The organism is Polynucleobacter yangtzensis (assembly GCF_027924165.1).
Taxonomy (GTDB): domain Bacteria; phylum Pseudomonadota; class Gammaproteobacteria; order Burkholderiales; family Burkholderiaceae; genus Polynucleobacter; species Polynucleobacter yangtzensis.
Genome location: NZ_AP026973.1, coordinates 1603029 through 1623192, shown reverse-complemented (window position 1 = coordinate 1623192; position 20164 = coordinate 1603029). Strand labels below are relative to the sequence as shown.

Annotated in this window: 17 protein-coding genes; 10 read left to right on the top strand and 7 right to left on the bottom strand. The window is 47.0% G+C overall.

Features of this window, described 5'->3' with window-relative positions:
- Positions 1 to 17 precede the first annotated feature (17 nt).
- Entirely contained in the window at positions 18 to 2909 is a 2892-nt protein-coding gene (locus QMF28_RS08145) for a valine--tRNA ligase (protein WP_281742239.1), read from the bottom strand.
- Positions 2910 to 2933: 24 nt separating this feature from the next.
- Between QMF28_RS08145 and QMF28_RS08140 the strand changes: the two genes are divergently transcribed.
- On the top strand, positions 2934 to 5300 hold the full coding sequence (locus tag QMF28_RS08140; RefSeq protein WP_281742238.1) for a UvrD-helicase domain-containing protein: 2367 nt from the start codon (positions 2934 to 2936) through the stop codon (positions 5298 to 5300).
- A 9-nt stretch (positions 5301 to 5309) separates the two neighbouring features.
- On the opposite strand, the gene QMF28_RS08135 is transcribed toward QMF28_RS08140, so the two are convergent.
- From QMF28_RS08135 to QMF28_RS08125, 3 genes are read right to left on the bottom strand one after another with little or no spacing between them, the layout of a single operon-like run.
- Positions 5310 to 6089 carry a BPSS1780 family membrane protein gene (locus QMF28_RS08135; RefSeq protein ID WP_281742237.1) on the bottom strand — a complete coding sequence of 260 codons (780 nt, stop codon included), beginning with the start codon at positions 6087 to 6089 and terminating at the stop codon, positions 5310 to 5312.
- Complete coding sequence (locus tag QMF28_RS08130) at positions 6086 to 7060, bottom strand: homoserine kinase (protein ID WP_281742235.1); 975 nt, start codon at positions 7058 to 7060, stop codon at positions 6086 to 6088. Before QMF28_RS08130 ends, QMF28_RS08135 begins: the two co-directional genes overlap by 4 nt.
- A gap of 32 nt (positions 7061 to 7092) precedes the next feature.
- Positions 7093 to 7488 (bottom strand): hypothetical protein, encoded by a 396-nt coding sequence (locus QMF28_RS08125; RefSeq protein ID WP_281742234.1) that lies wholly within the window; start codon positions 7486 to 7488, stop codon positions 7093 to 7095.
- A gap of 95 nt (positions 7489 to 7583) precedes the next feature.
- Here QMF28_RS08125 and polA point away from each other — a divergent pair, with 95 nt between their 5' ends.
- Genes polA through QMF28_RS08110 form a run of 3 tightly spaced genes read left to right on the top strand, consistent with a single transcriptional unit; the run spans position 7584 to position 12099 of the window.
- Positions 7584 to 10409 (top strand): DNA polymerase I, encoded by a 2826-nt coding sequence (polA, locus tag QMF28_RS08120; protein ID WP_281742232.1) that lies wholly within the window; start codon positions 7584 to 7586, stop codon positions 10407 to 10409.
- A gap of 35 nt (positions 10410 to 10444) precedes the next feature.
- Complete coding sequence (locus QMF28_RS08115; RefSeq protein WP_281742231.1) at positions 10445 to 11320, top strand: dienelactone hydrolase family protein; 876 nt, start codon at positions 10445 to 10447, stop codon at positions 11318 to 11320.
- Between the two features lie 5 nt (positions 11321 to 11325).
- A complete protein-coding gene (locus QMF28_RS08110) occupies positions 11326 to 12099 on the top strand; it encodes a ZIP family metal transporter (RefSeq protein ID WP_281742229.1) in 774 nt (257 codons plus the stop codon).
- A gap of 12 nt (positions 12100 to 12111) precedes the next feature.
- Here the strand turns inward: QMF28_RS08110 and QMF28_RS08105 are convergent, their stop codons facing one another.
- Together QMF28_RS08105 and QMF28_RS08100 are read right to left on the bottom strand one after the other, a co-directional pair.
- Entirely contained in the window at positions 12112 to 12942 is an 831-nt protein-coding gene (locus tag QMF28_RS08105) for a sulfurtransferase (protein WP_281742228.1), read from the bottom strand.
- 57 nt (positions 12943 to 12999) lie between these two features.
- Complete coding sequence (locus tag QMF28_RS08100; RefSeq protein WP_281742227.1) at positions 13000 to 14106, bottom strand: aromatic ring-hydroxylating oxygenase subunit alpha; 1107 nt, start codon at positions 14104 to 14106, stop codon at positions 13000 to 13002.
- A 162-nt stretch (positions 14107 to 14268) separates the two neighbouring features.
- Here QMF28_RS08100 and xseB point away from each other — a divergent pair, with 162 nt between their 5' ends.
- From xseB to folE2, 4 genes are read left to right on the top strand one after another with little or no spacing between them, the layout of a single operon-like run.
- Positions 14269 to 14502: an exodeoxyribonuclease VII small subunit gene (gene xseB, locus QMF28_RS08095; protein WP_216185795.1), complete on the top strand. Its 234-nt coding sequence runs from the start codon at positions 14269 to 14271 to the stop codon at positions 14500 to 14502.
- Positions 14502 to 15404, top strand: coding sequence for a polyprenyl synthetase family protein (locus tag QMF28_RS08090; RefSeq protein ID WP_281742226.1), 903 nt, complete (start codon positions 14502 to 14504; stop codon positions 15402 to 15404). The genes xseB and QMF28_RS08090 overlap by 1 nt, the downstream gene beginning before the upstream one ends.
- Positions 15405 to 15448: 44 nt before the next feature.
- Positions 15449 to 17350 (top strand): 1-deoxy-D-xylulose-5-phosphate synthase, encoded by a 1902-nt coding sequence (dxs, locus tag QMF28_RS08085; protein ID WP_281742225.1) that lies wholly within the window; start codon positions 15449 to 15451, stop codon positions 17348 to 17350.
- 25 nt (positions 17351 to 17375) lie between these two features.
- Positions 17376 to 18203 carry a GTP cyclohydrolase FolE2 gene (gene folE2, locus QMF28_RS08080; protein ID WP_281742224.1) on the top strand — a complete coding sequence of 276 codons (828 nt, stop codon included), beginning with the start codon at positions 17376 to 17378 and terminating at the stop codon, positions 18201 to 18203.
- A 36-nt stretch (positions 18204 to 18239) separates the two neighbouring features.
- Here folE2 and tsaD read toward each other — a convergent pair whose 3' ends face one another.
- A complete protein-coding gene (gene tsaD, locus QMF28_RS08075; protein ID WP_281742223.1) occupies positions 18240 to 19313 on the bottom strand; it encodes a tRNA (adenosine(37)-N6)-threonylcarbamoyltransferase complex transferase subunit TsaD in 1074 nt (357 codons plus the stop codon).
- A gap of 77 nt (positions 19314 to 19390) precedes the next feature.
- On the opposite strand from tsaD, the gene rpsU reads away from it, so the two are divergent.
- Together rpsU and QMF28_RS08065 are read left to right on the top strand one after the other, a co-directional pair.
- Positions 19391 to 19603 carry a 30S ribosomal protein S21 gene (gene rpsU, locus QMF28_RS08070; protein WP_011903537.1) on the top strand — a complete coding sequence of 71 codons (213 nt, stop codon included), beginning with the start codon at positions 19391 to 19393 and terminating at the stop codon, positions 19601 to 19603.
- A 110-nt stretch (positions 19604 to 19713) separates the two neighbouring features.
- Positions 19714 to 20160, top strand: coding sequence for a GatB/YqeY domain-containing protein (locus QMF28_RS08065; RefSeq protein WP_216212315.1), 447 nt, complete (start codon positions 19714 to 19716; stop codon positions 20158 to 20160).
- The last annotated feature ends 4 nt before the right edge of the window (positions 20161 to 20164 follow it).

Genomic DNA, 20164 nt, shown 5'->3' with positions numbered 1-20164 from the left:
CTTTATTTGGCTGCAGATTATTTAAGACGCTCTAATTGTGCAACAAGCTTCTCATGGTTTTGCTCAAAACCAGCAAGACGCTGTTTTTCTTGGGAAACAACTTCGGCTGGGGCGCGAGCCACAAAGCTTTCGTTGGTTAGCTTTCCCTTAGCTTTGTTGATTTCATTCGCCAAGCGCTCGATCTCTTTGCCAAGACGAATGCGTTCAGCAGCAACATCCACTTCAATCTTGAGTAGCAGCTTGATGTCTCCTACTAGGGCAATAGGGGCGCCGGGAGCATCTTTTTCCAAGGCAGATTCATCGCTGTAAATCTTAACCTCGGTGAGTTTGGCAAGTGCCATCAAATAAGGCGTGGCTTTTGCAAGGAATTCTTCTGGACCATAAATCCAAAGCGGTACTTTTTGACCCGGGGGAACCTGCATCTCGCCACGTAAATTTCTGCAAGCATCAACAATCGCTTTAATTTGCGCAACCCAAGCTTCGCTTTGCTCATCGATCTTCTCGGGCTGAGCAACGGGATAAGGTTGTAGTGCAATCGTTTGCTTAGTTTGTTTGGCCAATTCTTTGCCGGACTTCGGACCAACTGTTTGCCAAAGTGTTTCGGTAATGAATGGAATTAATGGATGCGCCATGCGCAAGATTGTTTCTAGAACGCGCAACAGGGTGCGACGGGTAGCGCGTTGCTGTGCAGGGGTACCAGTTTGAAGCTGTACCTTAGCAAGCTCCAAATACCAATCGCAGTACTCATCCCAAACAAATTGGTAGATGCTGCTCGCAATGTTGTCAAAGCGATAGTTCTCAAAACCTTTGGCTACATCAGCTTCAGTTCTTTGGAGTTGAGAGACGATCCATTTGTCAGCGGGCGAAAAATCTAAATAGCCGTCAGGACCACATTGGTTGTCGCATGGCGCTAAACCATTGTCTTCATCGCTGCCAGAGCAGTTCATTAGTACAAAGCGTGTGGCATTCCAAAGTTTGTTGCAGAAATTGCGATAGCCTTCGCAACGCTTTTGATCAAAATTAATGTTGCGACCAAGTGACGCCAAAGAGGCAAAGGTAAAACGCAGTGCATCTGTACCAAAAGCTGGGATGCCATCCGGAAATTCTTTTTTGGTTTTCTTGCTAATGCTCTCAGCTTGCTTGGGGTTCATGAGACCAGTAGTTCTCTTACCCACTAGCTCTTCAATCTGAATGCCGTCAATCAAATCGATTGGATCCAAAGTATTGCCTTTGGACTTGCTCATCTTCTGACCTTCGGCATCGCGTACTAGTCCATGGACATAGACGGTATGAAATGGCACTTTTCCAGTGAAGTGGCAGGTCATCATGACCATGCGCGCTACCCAGAAGAAGATGATGTCAAAGCCAGTAACCAGTACAGACGAAGGTAAGAAGTGATTTAAAGCGGGCGTTTCATCTGGCCAGCCTAAAGAGCTAAATGGCACCAGAGCCGAGCTAAACCAGGTATCTAGAACATCAGGATCGCGATTGAGCTTGCCGGTATAGCCCGCTGCCGCTGCTTTGGCTTTAGCCTCTTCTTCAGAGCGCCCTACAAATATCTGCCCATCATCACCGTACCAGGCAGGAATTTGATGGCCCCACCAGAGTTGGCGGGAGATACACCAGTCCTGAATATTTTCTAACCACTGGGTATAAGTGTTGATCCAATTTTCTGGAACAAGTTTGATGTCACCCTTAGTGACAGCATCTAAGGCAGCGCCAGCAATGGATGAGCCGGGTTGATATTTGTTGTCCGGACTTGGTTTAGACATTGCCACAAACCACTGGTCAGTCAACATTGGCTCAATGATGGTTTGGGTGCGATCACCACGTGGCACCATTAACTTATGCGGCTGAACTTTTTCTAATAAGCCAGCAGACTCTAAATCAGCAACAACTTGTTTGCGTGCGGCAAAACGTTCCATGCCTTGATAGGCAGCAGGAGCGTTCTCATTAATCTTTGCATCCAGAGTGAGGATGTTGATCATTGGTAATTGATGACGTTGGCCTACTGCATAGTCATTAAAGTCATGTGCAGGAGTCACCTTTACAACGCCAGTACCAAAGTTCAAATCAACGTAGTCATCTGCAATGATCGGAATTTCACGATCACACAAAGGCAAGTCAACGGACTTGCCAATGAGGTGTTTATAACGTTCGTCTTCTGGGTTCACCATCACGGCAACGTCGCCTAGCAAGGTTTCAGGGCGGGTAGTCGCGACTGTGAGGTGACCAGAGCCGTCAGTCAATGGATAGCGAATGTGCCACATCGAGCCATCTTCTTCTTCACTCACTACTTCTAAGTCGGAGACTGCGGTACCTAAAACGGGATCCCAGTTCACTAAACGTTTGCCGCGATAGATCAAGCCTTGTTCGTGTAAACGTACAAATACTTCCACTACTGCTTTGGACATCTTGCTGTCCATTGTGAAATATTCTTTGCCCCAATCAATCGATGCGCCTAAGCGACGAATTTGTCTAGTAATCGTGTTGCCAGAAGTTTCTTTCCACTCCCACACCTTTTCTAAAAACTTCTCACGACCTAAATCATGACGAGATACTTTTTGTGCATCAAGTTGGCGTTCAACAACAATTTGAGTAGCAATACCTGCATGATCAGTACCCGGTACCCATAAGGTGTTTTTGCCAGACATTCGTGCGTGGCGCACCAAGCCATCCATGATGGTTTGATTAAAAGCGTGACCCATGTGCAGGGTGCCGGTAACGTTTGGCGGGGGTAACTGAATCGAAAAATCACCCTTGCCCTCATCCATGGTGGCATCGGCAATACCACGACGCTCCCACTCTGGACCCCAGTAGGCCTCTATCGGGGCAGGTTCATAAGATTTGGCGAGCTCGTCTGCAGAGCTGGCCGCTGGTGAATTAGGGGTATTTGAGGCATTTGGCATAAGAGGCAAATTATAATTGGGCTGATGTACTCAGACTTGCTCGCGAACCTCAATCCAGAACAGCGCGAGGCAGTGACCCTCCCGCCCGTAAATGAAAATGGCCAAGCCCAATCAGCCTTGATTTTGGCTGGGGCAGGGAGCGGCAAGACCCGCGTCCTCACCACCCGTATAGCGTGGTTGATTCAGACCGGCCAGGTATCTCCTATTGGCGTCCTAGCGGTGACCTTTACCAATAAGGCCGCCAAAGAGATGATGTTGCGCCTAAGTGCCATGCTGCCGATTAACACCCGTGGCATGTGGATTGGTACCTTTCACGGCTTATGTAACCGATTATTGAGGGCTCACCACAAAGAAGCAGGTTTGCCATCAACTTTTCAGATTCTGGATACCCAGGATCAACTCTCTGCGATTAAGCGTCTTTTAAAGGGCTTAAAAGTCGATGATGAGAAATATCCCGCCAAGCAGCTGCAATACTTTATTGCTCATGCCAAAGAGCGCGGCCAGCGTGCAAAAGATTTATCTGTTGGCGATGACTTTCAGGCTAAGCTGGCACAGCTCTACGCCGCTTACGATGAGCAATGCCAACGTGAAGGCGTAGTAGATTTTGCTGAGCTCTTATTGCGTAGTTATGAATTACTCAAATACAGCGAAGCAATTCGCACGCATTACCAAGAGCGCTTCCGTCATATTTTGATTGATGAGTTTCAAGATACGAATGCCTTGCAATATGCATGGCTCAAATTATTGTCGGGCCATGATGCAAGTCGCATCAATGTGAGTGGCATGGGTAGCAGTTCCGTTTTTGCTGTTGGTGATGATGACCAAAGTATTTATGCATTCCGTGGTGCTGATGTAGAAAACATGCGCCTCTACGAAAAGCAATATCACCCGCTCATGGTGAAGCTAGAGCAGAACTATCGTTCCCATGGCCATATTCTGGATACCGCAAATCATCTGATTGCTAACAACTCAGAGCGTCTTGGTAAAAACCTACGCACCGATGCTGGTCATGGCGAGCCTGTCCGAATTTATGAAGCTCCTAGCGATCATGCCGAGGCTGCTTGGTTGGTAGATGAGATCAAGGCTTTAGTAAATAGCGGCATTAAACGTACTGAAGTAGCTTTGCTCTATCGTAGTAACGCTCAGTCACGCATCATTGAGCACGCTTTATTTTCTGCAGGCATTCCGTATCGTGTGTATGGTGGTTTACGCTTCTTTGAGCGTGCTGAAATCAAACATGCGCTAGCGTATTTACGTTTGCTTGAGAATCCAAATGACGATACTTCTTTTTCTCGAGTGGTGAATTTCCCGACTCGCGGAATTGGGGCGCGCTCAATCGAAGCGTTGCAAGATGCAGCAAGAGCACAGCAATGTTCTTTATATTTGGCAGCTTCCACATTAGAAGGTAAGGCGGGCGCAGCTTTGAGTGGGTTTGTTCGCTTAGTGGATCATATGCGTGAGGCAACTCGTCATAACACGTTGCCAGAAACGGTTGAGTTTGTAATTCAGCATAGCGGCTTGATCCAGCACTATCTTTCTGAGCGTGAGGGGCAAGATCGCGTAGAGAACTTGCAAGAATTGATTAACGCAGCAACCGCATTCATTGCCGAAGAGGGTTATGGCCAAGATGCCGCGGCTGCTATGTTGCCAGGTGAGAATGCTCCAGGAGTGGTGGAAGTCTCTCCATTGGCTGCATTCCTGTCACACGCTTCCCTAGAGGCTGGCGATAACCAGGCTCAGGCTGGCCAAGATGCCGTGCAGCTGATGACCGTCCACTCAGCTAAGGGCTTAGAGTTCACCTCTGTCTTTATTACCGGTCTTGAGGAGGGTTTATTTCCTCATGAGAACAGTGTGAACGAACAGAATGGGCTAGAGGAAGAACGTCGCTTAATGTATGTGGCGATTACTCGCGCCAAAGAACGACTCTATTTATCGCATACCCAATCACGTATGTTGCATGGTCAGGTACGCTACAACATGCCTTCCCGCTTCTTGGAAGAGCTGCCCTCTGATTCATTGAAGTGGCTTACGCCTAAAGCAAGAGATGCACGTTGGGGTGGGGGTAATACAAGATCTGGATCTACCTGGCAAGACGGCTATACCCGTCAACGTGAATACGAGTCGAATGATTTTTTTGATTCAGGCTCTGATCGTCAAAGGCCTGCTAAGCGAGTTGGCTCTGCTTCTATGGAAGTGAAGAGACTGGCTTCACCCCCACGTGGAAATTACCCATTCACTATCGGACAAAATGTTTTCCACACCAAGTTTGGTGAGGGGCGCGTGACTGGTTTAGAGGGTGTTGATGCAGACGCTAGAGCGCAAGTAAATTTCAAGCGTCACGGTATTAAATGGCTACAGTTGAGTATTGCGAAGCTTGCTGCGATTGACTGAAGAATTGAGTTAGACAGGCATCACAACTTCATTGTCAGTGAAGCAAGCTTTCCAGGTCGCATAAAAAGAGCAGTGCATCACAGTGAGTCCAGCCATAGAGATGGGCGCAATGATGTAAGAGGCTACTTGCCCCAAATTAATGGCATCAAAGATCATGCCGATAGTTAGGGGGATCGCAATCAGAATTGCACTCCAAATGGACAGATACAAAAAGAATGCTGCTTTATTGGACCAGCACGCTAAGGCGCTTGAGAATAGGGCTTGAGGCACTGACATATCTTCCCAGGCAACCAGCACTGGTGAAAACCACATCAACATCGCCACAGGCACATACAACATCGCGCCAAAGAAAAGCACTAGATAAACTTGGCGAAGAGCCTCCGGAGTGATGGGTTTGTCACTCGTCATTAGGGGGAGGAGCAACTCAAAGTCAACCAAGAGGCTTAAGATAAAGCTTAGCAATACAATCATTGCGGCATATACCAAGCCTAATTGCAAAATTCTTTTTCGGACAATCGGGCTAGACTTTAATGCTGCCATGTAGACTGAAGGTTTAATGCGCTCTTTTTGAATGGCTTGACGACAAGCCGTCATAAATCCTACCGATAAGGTAGGCGTAAGGAGTAGCACTGCAAAAACACCGATGACTGGGATGATGACTGCCAGTTGGGCCGCAAATACGTACATAAAGACCAGCATTAAGAATCCCAAAGGATTCTGTTTGAATAGCCAAATACCCTGTCTTATCCAGGTATAGCCTTCTTTTGGAGCTACGTAATTGAGTTTCATAGGGATCGTCGGCTTAAGAGTATGCGTTCAAAGTGCGTGGGATCATGGGGTGTCAGCATTTGTGCATCACGGGGTAAATAGAAATCCCATAATCTAGAAACCCAGAAGCGCAAAGCAGCTGCACGCAACATTAAAGGCCAGCTAGCTTGCTCTTCTTTGGTGAGCGGCCGAACCGATTGGTAAGCCTTCATAAATGCATCCAAGCGTGCGGGCTCTAGATCTTGTTTGTTGTCGGCAAGACACCAATCGTTAGCGGTTACAGCAATATCGAACAACCATTTATCGGTGCCCGCAAAGTAAAAGTCAAAGAAGCCACCCAATTGGTCTTGGGATACATCTGAACCCTTTGGATCAAATAAGACATTGTCACGAAATAAATCGCAATGGCTCGCGCCTTGTGGCAAAACATCATACGTGCCTGATGAAAAGAATTCTTCTTGAGTTTTGAGCTCATGAGTAATGAGTTCTTTTTGCGAAGTATTTAAGTGCGGCAATACTGAAGGAATCGTTTTTTGCCACCAATCGAGGCTGCGAAGATTCTCTTGGTACTTTGAAAAATCTTTTCCTGCCAAATGCATCTTTGCTAGCATCTCGCCAACTAGTGCGCAGTGATTAGACTCAGGTTGCAACCTAGAAAGACCTGGAAGCTTGGTGACAATAGCTGCAGGCTTGCCCTTTAGGGTGAACAGAATATCGCCCTGCTTATTTTCAATTGGCTTGGGAACTGGGACGCCTTTGTTTGCAAGGTGGCGCATCAGCTCTAAATAAAAAGGAAGCTGCTGTGCAGTCAACCTTTCAAAGATGGTTAAAACATATTCCTGCTTCTTGCCATCCTTAGTAGTGTCTAAGAAAAAATTCGAGTTTTCAATACCGCCATGAATACCGCGTATTTCACTAGCTTGGCCAATGTTAAAGTCTTGATCAATCCATTGAGCAATGTCCTCAAGTTTGATCGGAGTAAATACGGCCATAAACTAATTTGACTAAATGAATTAAACGATTTTTATCTAAGGGGGATGCTGATGCTTGGAACGCTAATCAGATCAGTTTCTTTTGGAGGCCCTGGCATCACTGATGTAGGTGGAGCCATTTCATAGCTGGTGTAAGGCGTTTTGACATCTACCTGTGTTGGAGCATTTACGTCTTTGTATTCGGTAACGGTAGTTCCGTTTTTATCCTTGTACTGAAAGTTGGGTTTGCGCTGTTCAGGGGTATTCATAGCGCCTGCCGGACTTACGGTTGGGGCAAGCGGTTGATTGTTGATGCGGTTTAATTCCGATGGGCTTAATGCCTGGCTGTTATTCTGAGCGTGAGCTGAAGTTGCACTCAAAAGTACAAAAACTACCAAAAAGCTAGCAATAGCCAGGGTTTGGTTCATGGAGTGACTAATTAAGTTCATTAAATAATGCATTTTTTCACCTTTTTAAGCCCACTCTCGGTCGGTTCCTTAACCAGACCTGTAGGCAATTCACAACTAGATTGTACGATTGCGGTATGACTAAACATAGACTCTTGTTGGTAGACGGCTCTAGCTACCTCTATCGTGCCTTCCACGCCATGCCAGACCTCAGAAATGGGGCTGGAGAGCCTACTGGGGCTATCTACGGCATGGTCAATATGATGCGCAGGGCCCGCTCTGAGCTCAAAGCCGACCATATTGCCTGTGTTTTTGATGCCAAGGGCAAAACCTTTCGTGATGAAATGTACTCTGATTACAAGGCCCATCGCTCCCCCATGCCTGAAGACCTGGTTAAGCAGATTGAGCCTATTCATGCCATGGTCAAAGCATTAGGTTGGCCTGTGCTCATGGTGAGCGGTGTCGAGGCGGATGACGTGATTGGCACTTTGGCTTGCCAAGCTACTCAAGCTGGATGGGAAACCATTATTTCCACTGGAGACAAAGATTTAGCGCAATTGGTAAATCCTTCCGTCACTCTAATTAATACGATGACAAATGAGAAGTTAGATATTGCTGGCGTTAAAGAAAAGTTTGGCGTGCCTCCTGAATTGATTGTCGATTATTTATCCATCATCGGCGATGCCGTCGATAACGTGCCGGGCGTTCCGAAAGCAGGACCAAAGACAGCAAATAAATGGCTAGCAGAATTTGGCAATCTCGATAACTTAATGGCTAATGCCGATCAAGTTAAGGGTGTGGTTGGCGAAAATCTTCGCGCCTCACTCGATTGGTTGCCGCACGCTCGTCAACTGATTACTGTAAAAACAGATTGCGATTTATCTCCTCACCTGCCTGGGCTAGATGATTTGCATGCGAAGTCAGAAGATGCCCCTTTGCTGCGGGAGTTATTTGAGCGCTATGCATTTAAGACTTGGTTGCGTGATGTAGAAAAACAGCTTACAGGCCCAACAGATAAGGGTGAGGCACCTGCATTTGATTTGGCGGGAAGCCCAATTACCGCTTCCGAAAATGCTTCAGGTGAAGAAAAAAAGACTCGCGTGATTGCGAGCGCGCCAACTAAAGATTTATCACAAGAAACTCGCGACTCTCAAGATGCTATAGAGCGTAACTATGAGTGTGTGGTCGATGAAGTTGGACTGGAGAAGTGGTTAAAAAAGATTGAGTCTTCCGCATTGACTGCAGTGGATACAGAAACTACTAGTCTCGATGCGTTAGCAGCAGAGCTTGTGGGTATTTCTTTATCAGTAAAGCCAGGGGAGGCTTGCTATATTCCGGTTGCTCATCGCAATGGCGAGGTACAACTAGATCGTGATTTGGTGTTGGCGCGTATGAAGTCTTGGTTAGAAAGTGAGGCACATTTAAAGGTCGGGCAAAACCTCAAGTACGACGCTCATATCTTCGCTAATTACGGCATCACATTAAAAGGCGTTGCATTCGATACCTTGCTCGAATCATATGTACTCGAGTCCCATCTGCCACACAATATGGATAGCTTGGCTGAGCGTCATCTGGGTATGAAAACCATTCGCTATGAAGAGGTATGCGGCAAAGGGGTTCATCAGATTGGCTTTGATCAGGTAGATCTGAAGATTGCAACCGACTATGCGGCTGAAGATGCGGATATTACATTGCGTCTTCACCTGGAGCTCTGGCCTCAAATTCAGGAAAGCCAAGGCCTACTCTACATTTATGAGAAGGTAGAAATGCCTGCCATGCGTGTACTTGGCATCATGGAGCGCAATGGCATTCGAATTGATTCTGCATTACTCGCAAAACAAGGTCAGCAGGTCGGCAAACGTCTTTTGGAGCTTGAAGGAGAAATCCACAAGCTCGCAGGCCAACCTTTTAATATTCAGTCGCCCAAACAAATTGCAGAGATTTTATTTGGGCAGCTTGAGTTGCCAGTGATTAAAAAGACCCCATCTGGCGCGCCATCTACTGATGAAGAGGTTTTGCAAAAGCTCGCAGAGGATTACCCACTACCAGCACGCATCTTGGACTATCGCAGTTTGGCAAAACTGATGTCGACCTATATTGAGAAGCTGCCTCGCATGGCTGATCCTAAAACCGGTCGTGTGCACACTAATTTTTCTCAAGCTACTGCCGTTACTGGCCGCCTAGCTTCGAGCGATCCAAACTTACAAAACATTCCTGTGCGTACCGAAGAGGGCAGGCGTATACGGGAGGCATTTATTCCGGCAGAAGGTTGCAAATTATTGTCAGCCGATTATTCTCAAATTGAGCTACGCATCATGGCGCACATTGCTGAGGATGAAAATCTCTTAGCTGCATTTAGAGACGGCAAGGATGTTCACCAAGCCACCGCTGCAGAGATCTTTGGTGTTCCTTTGGATGATGTGAATTCTGAGCAACGCCGATACGCCAAGGTGATTAACTTTGGTTTGATCTATGGTATGAGTGCATTTGGTTTGGCGGGTAACTTGGGTATTGAACGATCAGCCGCGCAAAATTACATTGCTAAATACTTTGATCGCTATCCAGGGGTTGCTCAATATATGGAGCGCACCCGTCTTGAAGCTAGAGAGAATGGTTATGTCGAAACGGTTTTTGGGCGCCGCCTTTGGCTGCCCGAGATTAAGGGCTCCAATGGACCCCGTCGCCAGGGTGCTGAACGCGCAGCTATTAATGCCCCAATGCAAGGCACTGCTGCAGACCTCATCAAGTTAGCCATGATTGCTGTAGAAGATTGGCTTGAAAAAGAGCAGTTAAAAACGAAAATGCTGCTTCAGGTACATGATGAATTGGTATTTGATGTACCTCTAGATGAGATTGATCTGCTGCAGGCCAAATTACCCGATTTAATGTGCCATGTGGCTCGATTGAAGGTGCCTTTGGTGGTTAGTATCGGGATTGGCGATAATTGGGAAGAAGCGCATTAAGAATCGTAATAAACATTCAAGCGAGGAGACAAAAAATGAGTAAAGAAATTCAAAATAGTCGACGCAATTTTATGAAGACATCAGCCATTGGCGCTACCGCTCTTGGCGTAGGATTTGTAGCGGCATCTGAGCCAGTTATGGCTGCAGCTATTGAAACTGATTTCAAGGGTCTTAAAGTAGGCGAGCAGATGATTCCAGTAGGTAGCTTTCAGATGCCTGCCTATGTATCTCGTCCTGAAAAAGCAAAGGGTGCTCTACCTATCGTGATCGTGGTGAGTGAGATTTTTGGCGTGCATGAATATATTGCTGACGTCACAAGACGTTTTGCAAAAATGGGTTACCTTGCGATTGCCCCGGAATTTTTTACTCGTGCTGGTGATCCTAATACCTATGGAACGGTAGCTGAAATTCAGCAAAATATTGTTGCAAAAACTCCGGACTCACAGGTTTTGAATGATTTGCAGGCTGCATTAGTTTGGGCTGGCAAAAATGGTGGCGATCTGAAAAAAGTTGGTGTGACTGGTTTCTGTTGGGGTGGCCGTATCACCTGGTTATCTGCAACCTTGCCGCAAGTTCGCGCTGGCGTAGCCTGGTATGGTCGCGTCATTGGTGAGAAGACTGAAAATAGTCCACGTCATCCCGTAGATATTGCTGCCGACTTAAAGGCGCCAGTACTTGGTTTATATGGCGCCGCAGATACCGGCATTTCTTTGGAGAGCGTGGAGCAAATGCGCACCGCATTGGCACAAGCAGCACCAAAAAATCCTGCTGCCAAAGCGTCGATCATTGAAGTGTATCCAGATGCTCCGCATGCCTTCCATGCAGATTACCGCGCCACTTATCGTGAGGGTCCTGCAAAAGATGGTTGGGAAAAGTGCCTGGCTTGGTTTAAGAAAAACGGAGTAGCTTAATTAGTATGTCAGTTTTACAAACCATTCTTCTGGTGACCGCGCTAGCGGGTACTGCAAGCGCCCTGGTTGCTGCAAGCTGCTCGTTAGCCGTGCTTTCAAAGATGGTAAACAATATGGTGAGCTTGTCGGTCGGAATCTTGCTGGCGACTGCTTTGCTGCACTCGTTGCCAGAGGCATTCAGCATGGAGGGTGTAAATCCTCAGCTTCTCTTTGCTACCTTGCTTGCAGGATTGTTGGGTTTCTTCTTGCTCGAAAAAATTGCTTTGTTGCGTCATGACCATCATCACGAAGGTGATGGTCACCATCATCACCATGGGCATGATGCGGAAAATGCAGGGCGTAGTGGCTGGATGATTTTGGTTGGCGATGGTATACACAATTTCGTTGATGGCATCTTGATTGCTGCAGCTTTTATGGCGGATTATCAACTGGGCATCTTCACTGCTATTGCGATCATTGCCCATGAGATTCCTCAAGAGATCGGCGATTTCATTGTGTTGCTCAATGCGGGATTCTCACGCGCACGCGCCTTGCTCTATAACTTCATCTGCGGCTTAGCAGCGGTTGTTGGCGGGGTTTTGGCATATTTCTTCTTAGAGCGAGCGCATGCTGCGATGCCCTATTTACTAGTCATTGCTTCTAGCAGCTTTATTTATATAGCAGTGAGTGATCTGATTCCGCAAATGCACCGTCGCCCACATTGGGCTGAGTCACTGCGTCAAACAATTTTGATTGCTTGTGGCGTAGGGTTTGTCGTCTTACTCTCTCTACTGCATTAACGAAAAATACGCTTAGAGTTCAACTGGCCTCTTGGGGTCAGCACACCATTCACTCCAGCTGCCTGCGTAAAGGCGTGAACCTTTAAATCCAGCTAGCTCCATAGCCAGAAGATTATGGCAAGCAGTCACACCGGATCCACATTGGTGAATCACTTCAGAGGGCTTTGTTGTACCAAGACTTTCTGAAAACTCCTTAAATAATTGTTCTGGAGTTTTAAAAGCAGTAGCGTTGAGGTTGTTTTTAAAGAAGCGATTCATCGCCCCTGGAATATGTCCGCCTACAGGATCAAGCGTTTCGTTCTGACCGCGGAAGCGATCTTCACCTCTTGCGTCAATAATTTTGTTTTTCTTAGTCTCCAGATTGGCAACAACCTCATCGACTAAAACGAGCCCCGCATAGGGCATGGGTGCAATAGGTTGATTGCAAGGGGTTGGTGCTCTGGGTATCGACCCCATAGGGCCATTCCAGGCATCTAAGCCACCATCCAAGACGCGAACATTGGCATGACCAGTTGCTTTAAGCATCCACCATAGGCGGCTAGCGTATACGGAGCCTTGTTTGTCATAGGCAACCACCAGTGTGTTTGGACTGATGCCCAGACGAGCTTTTGTTTTGGCCCAAGCTTCAGGGCTTGGAAGAGGGTGGCGACCGTTGGTGCCATTTTTAGCGCCAGATAAATCTTTATCCAGGTCGACGTAGATTGCGCCCGGAATGTGACTTTCTTCGTAAGATTTTCTGCCCATCAAAGGATCGACTAAATCAAAACGGCAATCACAGAGCAAGACATTCTCGCCACTGTTAATGATTTCTTCTAACTGGTTAGCTGAGATCAGAGGAGTCATGATGCTTCCTATATTTAGTGACGAGATTGTTGGGTAAAACGATAAAACCTTATTTGATTATGCGCCTTCAAAGTTCATGACACGGCGATACCATTCATGAAAATGTTGCATGCCATCCTCCATTGGACTTTGATATGGGCCTACCTCATTAATACCGCGAGCTAAAAGAGCTGCGCGTCCTTGATCCATGCGCTCTGCGATTTCATCATCTTCGATGCATGTTTCCATGTAGGCGGCACGTTCTGCTTCAACAAACTCGCGTTCAAAAAGAGCAATTTCTTCGGGATAGTAAAACTCAACAATGTTGCGAGTTTTACCTGGTCCCATTGGATGGAGTGTCGACACGCAGAGGACTCCTGGATACCACTCAACCATCACATTAGGGTAGTAGGTTAGCCAGATAGCACCGTGGCGCGGGGCTTTGCCGTCAAATTGACGCAGAACTGCTTCATGCCAATTGCGATAGGTTGGGGAGCCTGGTGTCTGTAGATCTTTATGAATACCAACTGTTTGTACGCTATGCCAATCGCCAAATTCCCAATGCAGATCTTCACAAGAAACAAACTTACCTAAGCCTGGATGAAATGGCACAACGTGATAGTCCTCGAGATACACCTCGATGAATGTTTTCCAGTTGTAATTGCACTCATGTACTTCAACATGATCTAAAACATAACCATCAAACTTTAGATCATCAGCCACACCAAGTTTAGCGAGATCAGTACGCACATCACGTGGGCCTTCAAACAGCAAGCCTTGCCAATTTTTTAAAGGAGATTTGCCAAGATTTAAACAAGGCTTATCTTCAAAGTGTGGGGCACCTAATAGATTGCCACCTAAATCATAGGTCCAGCGATGCAATGGACACACAATATTGTCTGCTTTGCCGCGACCATTGAGCATGAGTGCTTGGCGATGACGGCAAACATTAGAAAGGAGTTCAACACCAGATTCATTGCGAACGAGGATGCGACCTTCGTTTTCTGCGCTTAAAGTTTGATAGGAGCCAACTTCAGGCACCATGAGTTCGTGGCCAACATAGCCTGGACCCTGCTTAAAAAGCAGTTCAATTTCCCGCTGATACAAGTCAGCGTCAAAATATGCCGAAACCGGCAGTTGTAGATTGGACGGCGCAAGCTGCTGCGCGGTAGCCAGATTAGTCATTCTCCCCACCCCCGAAAACGTCAGCCGAAGCTAAGCGGAATAACCAATCCAACCATCGACGGATCGATATTGGAAAGGAAGGGGTGGATTATACCCATCCAAAGGGCTTCTCGCTTTAATATGTAGGGCTATCCGTGTGGGAAATACGAAGGAAATAAGCTTATGGCAACCAAGAAGTCTGAGAGTTCAAAATCCGGTCTAGAGATCCAAATTGACCCAGATTTGCGCTACGAACAAGCTGTTAAAGAGCTGGAAAAGCTCATTTCTGACATGGAATCTGGAAAATTTTCTTTAGAAGAAACTCTGCTGGCCTATCAACGTGGGGCAGCTTTGTTAAAACACTGTCAGGGCATGTTGGCTCAAGTTGAGCAGCAGGTTCGCGTATTCGAGGCTTAATGAATACTGCTTTTCAATTTCAAGAGTGGGTTAGTTCGCAATCTAAGCGAACTGAGTTGGCCTTAGATCGTTTGCTTGATTCTGCTCAAACCATTCCTCATCGTTTGCATGAGGCGATGCGTTATGCAGCGCAGGGTGGCGGCAAGCGTATACGACCACTGCTGGTTTATGCGGCAGGTCAACTGGGCAATCAGTCGGATGTAGCGCAGGCCGAGTCTTTGGATGCGGCTGCTGTTGCGATTGAATGTATTCACGCTTACTCCTTGGTGCATGATGATTTACCTTGTATGGATGACGATGATTTGCGTCGCGGTCGTCCAACAGTGCACAAAGCTTTTGATGAGGCAACCGCTCTATTGGTTGGAGATGCATTACAAACCCGCGCTTTTGAAATTCTGGCTAATGCCAACTGCGATGCGCAGGTACGTCTAAAAATGATTGCTGCTTTGGCTGCTGCCTCAGGATCGCGCGGCATGGCTGGCGGCCAGGCAATTGATTTGGAGAGCGTTGGTAAAAAGTTAGATCTTCCAGGTTTAAAGCAAATGCATGCCATGAAGACAGGTGCTTTGTTGTCATGTGCAGTGGAATTGGGGGGTATTTGTGCAAACCTAAGCTCCGCGCAAATGGCTCATCTCGCAAGCTATGCAAAAGCCCTCGGATTGGCATTTCAGATTGTGGATGATGTGTTGGATGCCACCGCAGATAGTCAAACATTGGGCAAGACTGCCGGCAAGGACGCTGCTGCCAATAAGCCCACCTATGTGACCTTGATGGGTTTAGACTATGCGCAGAAGCAGGCTAAAGAGCTACAAGAGGTAGCGATCGCTAGCTTAGATAGTTTTGGCGCATCAGCGCAGGCATTAAAAGATTTAGCCCTCTTGGTTGTCAATCGCGGTAAATAAGAGAGCAACAAAAGAAATACATTGGTACGGATTATTTAGATTCAATGACTTTACATTCCATTAACTCACCTGACGATCTCAAAAAACTCTCACGCGAAGAGCTTCCTGCTTTGGCGGATGAGTTGCGTGAGTTTGTGTTGGATTCTGTTTCTAAAACGGGTGGGCATCTATCCTCCAATTTGGGAACAGTAGAGTTATCGATCGCTTTGCATTACGTCTTCGATACACCTGCAGATCGCATTGTTTGGGATGTAGGTCATCAAAGTTATCCACACAAGATTTTGACGGGCCGTCGTGAGCGCATGAATACCTTGCGTCAGTACAAAGGCCTTTCTGGATTCCCGCATCGTGCTGAAAGTGAGTTTGATGCATTTGGTACTGGTCACTCATCCACCAGTATCTCAGCAGCAATGGGTATGGCTCGTGCATTTCAAACTAAAGGCGAGCGACATGTTGCTGTAGCTGTAATTGGCGATAGCGCGATGACTGGCGGCATGGCATTCGAAGCGATGAACAATGCGGGTGTGTATGACGACTTGCCGCTTGTGGTGATTTTGAACGACAACGATATGTCGATCTCTCCAGCAGTGGGCGCGCTCAATCGCCATCTTGCTAGATTACTGAGTGGCAATATTTATTCGGCAACTAAAAAAGGCATTGATAGTGTTTTATCTATTGCGCCACCTTTGCGTGAGTTCGCTAAACGTCTTGAGGATCATGCCAAAGGCATGGTGTCTCCATCTACCATCTTTCAAGAGTTTGGCTTCAATTACTTTGGTCCGATTGACGGTCATGATTTAGATGCCTTGATTCCAATGCTGCAGAACGTACGTCGTTTGGCGCTTGAAGGGCGTGGCCCACAGTTCCTGCATGTAGTGACTAAAAAAGGTCAGGGTTACGAGTTAGCTGAAGCGGACCCAGTGCTGTATCACGGCCCAAGCAAATTCAATCCTGAGGAGGGTGTTAAAAAACCTGCCGCTAGCAAAAAAACCTTTACTCAAGTATTCGGTGAGTGGTTGTGCGATATGGCGCATGCTGACCCATTACTGGTTGGTATTACTCCAGCGATGCGCGAAGGCTCTGGCTTAGTTGAATTTGAAAAGAATTTTCCCAAGCGTTACTACGACGTTGGTATTGCTGAGCAGCATGCGGTGACTTTTGCGGCCGGAATGGCTTGCGAAGGCATGAAGCCGGTGGTGGCAATTTATTCCACTTTCCTGCAGCGCGCCTACGATCAACTCATTCACGATGTCGCATTGCAAGATTTACCAGTACTATTCGCACTTGATCGCGCAGGCTTGGTAGGTGCTGATGGCGCCACCCATGCTGGTGCATACGACATTCCATTCTTACGTTGCATTCCTAATGTGCTGGTTCTGACTCCAGCAGATGAAGCTGAATGCCGTGATTTATTAACCACTGCATTCCATCAGCCACATCCAAGTGCAGTTCGCTACCCACGTGGCGCAGGTGTTGGCGCAGTACCTTCAAAAGAATTACGCACCTTGCCATTAGGTAAGGGTGAGATTCGTCGCAAATCGACTGCTCCATCCGGTCAGCGTGTAGCGATCTTAGCGTTTGGTACTTTGCTTTACTCTGCGCTTGAAGTTGCTGAAGGTATTAATGCCACTGTTGCCAATATGCGTTTTGTGAAACCGCTGGACGTGGATTTGATTCAATCCTTGGCAGCTGATCATGATTATTTTGTGACCATTGAAGATGGGGCAATTGCTGGTGGTGCTGGTAGCGCTTGTTTGGAAGCACTATCAAATCTCGGAATAAATAAGCCCCTCTTGCAATTGGGTCTTCCCGATGAATTTATTGAGCATGGCGACTACAGCTTGCTAATGACCAAGTGCGGCCTAGATGTAGAGGGTATTGCCAACTCCATCAAACAACGTTTTCCAGCGATATTGACCCAAAATTCTGTGCTTGTAGGCAAATAAGCCTGTTTTGCCTGAAAATAGAGCCATGAATGACATGAACCCCGCTTTTTTGAAGCCTAGCGCAATGCCTGACGTGCAATCCACTTTGGATGAGCGTGCTTTGCCAATTGAGCAGGTGGGAATTCGTGGCGTACGTCACCCGCTGACGATTCGTAGCAAGACTGGTAACTTTCCATCTGTTGGTACTTTTGAAATGGATGTTGCTCTGCCTGCGCATGTGAAGGGCACGCATATGTCGCGCTTCATGGCTTTGTTGCAAAAACAAGATATCGCAGTTGATAGCACTTCTGTAGTGGCGATGGTTCGTGAGATGTTGCCATTGCTTGATGCCAAAGAAGGGCATGTGCAATTTACATACACTCACTTTGTAAAAAAAGCAGCGCCAGTGTCTGGTGTGGAAAGCTTGATGGATTACGAAGTGACCTGGATGGCTACAGCTAAACAAAATGCCAATGGCAATGCTGATGTGGAATTAGGTTTACGTGCGCAAGTTCCAGTTATGAGTTTGTGCCCTTGTTCAAAAGAGATTTCTGATTTTGGTGCCCATAATCAGCGCTCACATGTGACGATGTCTGTAGTGCTCGACACTGAAACAAAAATGACAGTAGAGGATTTAGTCACCGCAGCAGAGAGTGAAGCATCCAGTGAGTTGTGGGGTCTTCTCAAGCGCCCTGACGAGAAGTGGGTAACAGAGCGCTCTTACAGCAACCCTAAATTCGTAGAAGACTTAGTGCGTGATGTGGCTGGCAACCTCAAGGCGGATCAGCGCATCCAGTCGTTTGTGGTTGAGGCTGAGAACTTTGAATCCATTCACAATCACAGTGCATTTGCCCGCATCAGCCATAAGAAATAATTGACCAACTAGTAAGCTAAATACTTAAATGCGTTCTTAAATTAAGTTATTGCTTTGCAAATCCCAGCGGGGTTTGATATCAAAGGCTCCAGATGTTGTGGAGCCATTATTTTTGGCTAGCATTCGTAGTGCTCCAGCAAATGCAATCATCACGCCGTTATCGGTGCATAGTTCTATTGGTGGGTAGTGCACTTCAAAACCATTTCGTGCAGCTTTTTCATTTAATGCGCTGCGCAGTTGCAAATTAGCGCCCACTCCACCGGCAAGCACTAGATGTTTGCAACCTGTTTGCTTGAGTGCTTTTTCAGATTTACTCACCAGTACTGCAACAATTGCGTCGACAAACGATCTGGCGAGGTCCGCATGAAACTGCGCCACTCCAGATGTGTCGACAATCTTTTTATCCTCAAACTTTTTAACTTGATTGAGAACGGCAGTTTTTAATCCTGAAAAAGAAAAATCTAAATCACCTGAATGAAGCATCGGTTTTGGTAAGTCAAAAATACCGGAGCGTCCTTGCTCGGCTAATTTAGAAATTGCAGCGCCACCTGGGTAGTCGAGTCCAAGTAATTTGGCGGTCTTATCAAAAGCTTCGCCTGCTGCGTCATCTAATGTTTCGCCCAGCAGCTCATATTGCCCAATGCCGGAGACTTTCATGAGTTGGGTATGGCCTCCAGAAACAAGAAGGGCAATAAACGGAAATTGGGGGGCTGTTTGACCCAAAAGCGGGGAAAGTAGGTGTCCCTCTAGGTGATGAACCCCAATTGAGGGCAAATTAAGCCCTTGAGCAAGGGATTTGGCAAAAGCACTGCCCACCAGGAGGGCGCCAGCCAGTCCTGGGCCTTGGGTGAAGGCCACGGCATCAATATCGGTCAATTTGAGCCCAGATTGGGCTAAAGATTGGTCTAAAAGGGGTAAAACACGGCGAATATGGTCTCGGGAGGCTAATTCCGGGACAACGCCCCCATAGTCCCGGTGCATGGCGATCTGAGAGTGCAAACCCTGGCCCAGTATGCCCTGGAATGCCGGTTTACCCTCTTCCCAAGGAGTGGTGTTGTATAAAGCCACCCCAGTCTCGTCACAAGAAGTTTCTATTCCTAAAACAATCATTTTTTCGCTTGGTCGTGCTAGAATCGCAATTCAGTTAATTTTTCGATATTTATCGAGCATATACGAGTTAAATAAGTATGACTACAGTCCGCCTCCGCGAAAACGAACCATTTGAAGTGGCATTGCGCCGTTTCAAGCGCACCATTGAAAAGAATGGCCTTTTGACAGACTTGCGTGCGCGCGAGTTCTACGAGAAGCCAACGGCTGAGCGTAAGCGTAAGAAGGCTGCAGCTGCTAAGCGCCATTACAAGCGCATTCGCAGCCAAATGTTGCCTAAGAAGCTCTACTAATAGAATTTAAAAGCTCTCTTCACCGAGAAGCTTTGAAACCCGCTGACGGTGAAACGCAGCGGGTTTTTGCTTTTTAATCGCTAGATACATTCAACATCAGGAATAAAGCCATGAGTCTAAAAGATCAAATTACTGAAGATATGAAAAACGCTATGCGCGCAAAAGAAACTGAGCGCTTAGGAACTATTCGTCTCTTGTTGGCGGCGATTAAGCAACGCGAAGTTGATGAGCGCATCGTAGTCGATGATGCCGGTGTGATTGCTACTGTTGAAAAAATGATTAAGCAACGCAAAGATTCCATCTCTCAATTTGAAAAAGCTGGGCGCGATGATTTGGTTGCGATTGAAGCTGCCGAGATGGTGATCTTGCAGACGTACTTGCCGGCGCAGCTATCTGATGCTGAAGTGGAGGCTGCTGTAGCGGCTGCCGTTGCTTCTACTGGCGCTGCTGGCCCACAGGATATGGGTAAGGTGATTGGCGTTCTTAAAGGCCAATTGGCTGGTAAAGCAGATATGGGCAAAGTTTCTGGTTTGGTAAAAGCCGCACTCGCCAAGTAAGTAT